We start from the raw sequence: 809 nt of genomic DNA, 5'->3' as shown, positions 1-809 counted from the left end.
TAGAAGATAACAACAGGAATTTATACATAACTACAGTAAAAGGGCTTACGCAAATTAGCCCGCTCCCTGCTTCCCCCGAAGGAGGAGAAGTGTTTGCAATACAAGTTTTTGGCACACAAGATGGCCTTAAAGGATTAGATTTTTATCATAATTCTGCATTAATCGATAGTAAAAACCGTGCCTGGTGGGGAAGCGGTAAGGGTTTAACTATGTTGGATTTAAACAAGTTTAATCCATCTGCTCAAATACCACAACCATTATTAAAACAATTGGATATCAATGAGCAGTTTCTAGACTACCGCAATATTTCAGATAGCCTGGGTAATGAAATAGCATTTAAAAGCGTGCAAAAATTTGAGAACTACCCGCTCAATTTAGAGTTGCCCTACCATAAAAACCACCTCACCTTTCATTTCGCTGCTATAGACTGGGCTGCTCCGCATAAAATACGATACAGTCACCGTATGCTGGGACTCAATGACAATTGGAGCAATCCCACAAGAGAAGCCAAAGCAGACTACCGAAACCTGCCCTACGGCACTTACACCTTTCAAATCAGAGCCATTGGAGCGAGTGAAGTATGGAGTGAGCCATTTGAATATACGTTTACTATAAACCCGCCTTGGTGGTACTCTTGGTGGGCTTATACTTTATATGGGCTGATATTCCTTGCGGCTTTAAGATCATTTAGCCTTTGGCGTGAACAAAAACTGCGAAAAGAAAAAGAACAACTTCAACAAAAAGTAGAAGAAAGAACCGGTGAGTTGAAGAAAAAATCTGAGGAGCTTGAACACTCATTGGAAGATTTA

The 809-nt window shown here is 40.4% G+C and carries 1 protein-coding gene; it reads left to right on the top strand.

From position 1 onward, the window contains the following. Nucleotides 1–809 (top strand): triple tyrosine motif-containing protein (locus AAGF08_RS20400; protein ID WP_343513300.1); only part of this gene is annotated, 809 nt, incomplete at both ends.

The organism is Algoriphagus sp. SE2 (genome assembly GCF_039563885.1).
Taxonomy (GTDB): domain Bacteria; phylum Bacteroidota; class Bacteroidia; order Cytophagales; family Cyclobacteriaceae; genus Algoriphagus.
The sequence above is the reverse complement of the archived record's forward strand: the minus strand, read 5'-3'. Positions and strand labels throughout refer to the sequence as shown.